At 44.5% G+C, this 4,119-nt stretch carries 3 protein-coding genes; 2 read left to right on the forward strand and 1 reads right to left on the reverse strand.

Features of this window, described 5'->3' with window-relative positions; translation table 11 throughout:
- Together ACKPQ5_RS07460 and ACKPQ5_RS07465 are read left to right on the forward strand one after the other, a co-directional pair.
- On the forward strand, nt 1-1,210 hold a 1,210-nt coding region (locus tag ACKPQ5_RS07460; protein WP_407678475.1), incomplete at its 5' end, for a DUF3500 domain-containing protein.
- A gap of 8 nt (nt 1,211-1,218) precedes the next feature.
- Entirely contained in the window at nt 1,219-2,523 is a 1,305-nt protein-coding gene (locus ACKPQ5_RS07465) for an outer membrane protein assembly factor BamB family protein (protein ID WP_407678476.1), read from the forward strand.
- Nucleotides 2,524-2,527: 4 nt separating this feature from the next.
- Here the strand turns inward: ACKPQ5_RS07465 and ACKPQ5_RS07470 are convergent, their stop codons facing one another.
- A complete protein-coding gene (locus ACKPQ5_RS07470) occupies nt 2,528-3,919 on the reverse strand; it encodes a sulfatase family protein (protein ID WP_407678477.1) in 1,392 nt (463 codons plus the stop codon).
- Between the last annotated feature and the right edge of the window lie 200 nt (nt 3,920-4,119).

Raw genomic sequence — 4,119 nt, forward strand, 5'->3', positions numbered from 1 at the left:
AATCTTTGGTCAGCCAAATAAAGCCGGCACCTGGGGGTGGCGCTTTGAAGGACACCATTTATCGCTTAATTTCTCCTTGGTGAATGGTAGGATTTTTTCCGTCACTCCAAGTTTCTGGGGAGCTAGTCCAGCGAAGGTAACAGAAGGAAAACATGCCGGAATGCGCGTTCTTGCCGAGGAGGAGACAACCGCGTTCAAGTTCTTCAAATCTCTCTCCCCTCCCCAAAAAAAAATGGCGATTCTTTCTGGCAAAGCTCCTCGTGAAATCTATTCCGGTCAGGACAACACAGTAGACTGGTCAACATTCGTGCCGGCTCAGGGTCTTCCTATTACTAAGATGAATCCCCGTCAAAAAGGATGGCTACAAGAAGTAATCGCAGTGTATTCAGCAAAACATCGCCCCCAGGTAGTTAAACAAATAAACCAAAATAAACCTCTCCTTCACCCCACTGAAACCTTTTTTGCATGGGCGGGCGGGCTGACCCCTGAAACAGGTCACTACTACCGCATACAAACACCGGATTTCCTGTTCGAATACGCCAATACTCAAAATAATGTGAATCATGTTCATGCGGTATGGAGAGACTTTAAAGGAGATTTTGGAAGAGACCTCTTAGCGGAACACTACACCCAAGATCATTCGAAGCAAAAGGGTTGGGTCAGCATGTTTGACGGAAAAACTCTCAAAGGCTGGAAGCCAAACGAAAATGAGGAATCATTCTCCGTAAAGAATGGGTGCATCGTGGCCAATGCACCGGGGCGTTGCCATCTTTTTTATCAGACTAAAAAGCCGTTCAAAAACTTTGAATTCAAGGCCGAGGTTATGACTCTACCGCATTCCAATGCAGGCGTGTATTTCCATACTCGCTTCCAGGAGGACGGTTGGCCAAAAGCGGGTTTTGAATGCCAAATAAATAATACCTATCACGACCCCAAAAAGACAGCCAGTATTTATGGCGTACAAGATTGCCTGGAAGCTCCGGCACGGGATGACGAATGGTTTACCCTTTACATAAAAGTGGATGGCAAACATGTAATCACAAAGGTAAATGATCAAGTAATCTCCGATTGGAACCAACCGGAGGACTGGAAAAAAAGTGGGGACTTTGAAAGGGTATTAGGAGAAGGAACATTTGCACTTCAGGGACACGATCCCGGAAGCACAGTCCTTTTTCGTAATCTTTTCGTGAAAAGACTTCCCGCTCAATAGCCTATTCAATGAAACCCTTTTTTCTTGGTTCTCTGATTCTTCCCCTACTAGCATATGCCCAGTCATGGCCACAATGGCGCGGCCCGGACGCCTCCGGTCATGCCCCAATAGCCAATTACCCGAAGTCCTGGTCTTCCCAAAAAAATATCTCTTGGAAAACGAGCCTTCCTGGCCGTGGCCACTCATCTCCGGTTCATGATGGTGAGAATATTTGGGTAACCACTGCTCTGGAAACTCCTGCATCCGAAAAAGAAAAAGAGGAAAGACTAAAGGAAAATAAGGGATTACCCACTGTTACAGTACTTTCCAAAGTGAGCCTTCGGGCCCTGAAGATTGATGCTTCTTCTGGAAAAATTCTGAAAAACATTGAAGTTTTTAAGAAAAAACAGCCACAATGGGTTCATAAGTTAAACAGCTATGCCTCCCCCAGCCCCTATCTTCAAGAGGGCAAACTATACCTTCATTTTGGTGCTTATGGAAATGCGTGCATTGATTCAAAATCAGGTCATATCATTTGGAAAAATGACGAAAAAAACCTGTGGGTGATGCATGAAAATGGACCGGGGAGCTCACCCATTGTATGGAAAAACCTGATGATCTTCCATTTGGATGGAAGTGATCGGCAAAGCATCGTCGCACTCTACAAGGACAACGGTAAAATTGCTTGGCAAACTGAACGAACCGGGGAAATGAAAGAAAACCCACAACTCCAAAAATCTTACTCGACTCCGATCATTGAAACATTCAACGGTAAACCTATTTTGATTTCCTGCGCAGCGGACTGGGTATACGGATACAATCCAGCAAATGGAAATGAGCTTTGGAAAATGAGGTATGGCATACTCGGGTTTTCTAATGTGGCACGGCCCGTTGTGGGCCACGGAATGTTTTATCTGTCCACCTGCTTTATGAAATCCGAAGTTCATGCTTACCAATTGGAAGGCCTTACCGAGCCCAAGCTTGTCTGGAAAATGACCAAGGGTGCACCCAGAATCCCTTCCCCTATCTTAGTAGGAAATCAACTTTATGTGGTAAACGATGGTGGAATTCTTTCCTGCGTAAATGCTCAAACAGGTGATCTCAATTGGCGAGAAAGGCTCGACGGTGAATTTAATGCCTCCCCCATCCTCGCCAATGGACTACTCTACCTTTCTGATCGAGCCGGGAAAACCACTGTCATCCGTCCGGGAAAAAGCCTGCAAATCATTTCAGAAAATGAATTGGATGGAGCTCCACACATGGCTACCTTTGCACCCCATAAAAATTCATTTCTTATCCGTACTGATAACACTCTTTACCGAGTGGCAGAATAGGAAATCAATTTTTCCTAAGGCTTGAGAATACATTTCCCGTTGGTTTTTCGGGCAAGGAACTAAGCCATTTTTGGAGCAAGATTTTCAATCGACTTACGGTTTCTGAATTCTTATCGGCCCGATTTGTACTCTCCAATGGATCACGGACTAAATCATAAAGTTCGGCATGGGACTGGTCCTTGTTAAGTACCAATTTCCATTGTTCATGAACCACTGCATAAGCAACCCAATGATCGGGCTTGGACTTGTTCGCTGGCCACGGTGCAGACATTTTCCAAAAGATTGGTTTTTTACGTAATGGATTGCCCTTCCCCATTAATGCAGGAACTTGGCTCATTCCATCCGGCTTGTACGACTTGGGGAGTTTCACATTCCCTAGTTCACAAAAAGTAGGGAGTAAATCAACTGCTGACATCACCGAAGTTTTATCCACTTTCCCCGCGGCAATTTTGCCGGGCCAGCGGGCAATAAAGGGCACCCCGATTCCACCTTCCATTAAAGCCCCCTTAAAAGCACGACGCCCTCCTGTAATCCCCTTGGCTGCTCCTATTCCGTATCCCGGACCAGTGGCTGAGTCATAACTCAGGGCAATGGGGGAATTGGGAGAACCCCTTGCCGGTCCATTATCCGAGCTAAAAATAACCAGCGTATTATCGGAAATTTTCATCTCGTCCAAGGCATCCAACAATTGACCGATTCTTAAATCCGCATGGTACAAAGTGGCCGCATAAATATTGTCCGCCTCAGGTAAATCGGGAAAAAGTTTCTGTAATTTTGGATCCACATGAAAGGGAGTATGCGGTTCATGAATCCATAAATTAATAAAGAATGGCTTTTTCTTTGCATGACTTTTTTTCATGAATGGAATCGCACTTTTTACATCATCATGGACAAACATCTGTGGCCCTGAACAATTGTATGACCCATAATCATCATAGCCATATTCAGTGAGAAACGGAGCATCCGGGATCATATCATTGGCAAGGTGCCACTTTCCATAATGTGCAGTTGAATACCCTGCTTTTTTGAGAAACTTTGGTAACAATGGGGCATTGGTATCCAGCCAGTCAGGCATGTTACGTCTTTGATTACTTGGTACCCAGGCAAAATGCCCGTCAATATTGTAGCGGGCAGGAAAGTGTCCGGTCATCACTGCAGTTCGACTGGGTGAGCACACTCCACTGGCTACAGTAAACCTGTGAAAATCAGTCCCCTCCTTGGCCAATCGGTCGATATTGGGTGTCTTTAAATAGGGATGACCATGGCAACCCAAGTCACCCCATCCCCAGTCATCAGCAAAAATGAAAACAATGTTGGGTGTCGTCTTTTCTGCAAACGAGGAAAAAGACAAAAATGCACAAACACTCAGGAAAATCGATAAGACAAATTTAATCATAATTATAAAATCTTGGAAGGTTGGAAGGTTAAATGAGCTAAGATATTGCCCGATGAAATGGATATGTCAATGAATCGGTGCCTAACAAATTAAACTATAAATTTCATCAAAAGACACATTTTCCAGTTGCCAACTTAAATTCTCAGATCCTTCCTAGATTCATGAATAAATTGATCCATACATTTTTCCTTATTTCATTG

It is taken from the genome of Candidatus Seribacter sulfatis (genome assembly GCF_964187635.1).
GTDB classification, from domain to species: domain Bacteria; phylum Verrucomicrobiota; class Verrucomicrobiia; order Opitutales; family Seribacteraceae; genus Seribacter; species Seribacter sulfatis.

Bases quoted from the DNA above. Each gene is read 5' to 3' on its own strand.
- ACKPQ5_RS07465 (WP_407678476.1), top strand. From the start codon at position 1,219: ATGAAACCCTTTTTTCTTGGTTCTCTGATTCTTCCCCTACTAGCATAT.
- ACKPQ5_RS07470 (WP_407678477.1), bottom strand. From the start codon at position 3,919: ATGATTAAATTTGTCTTATCGATTTTCCTGAGTGTTTGTGCATTTTTG.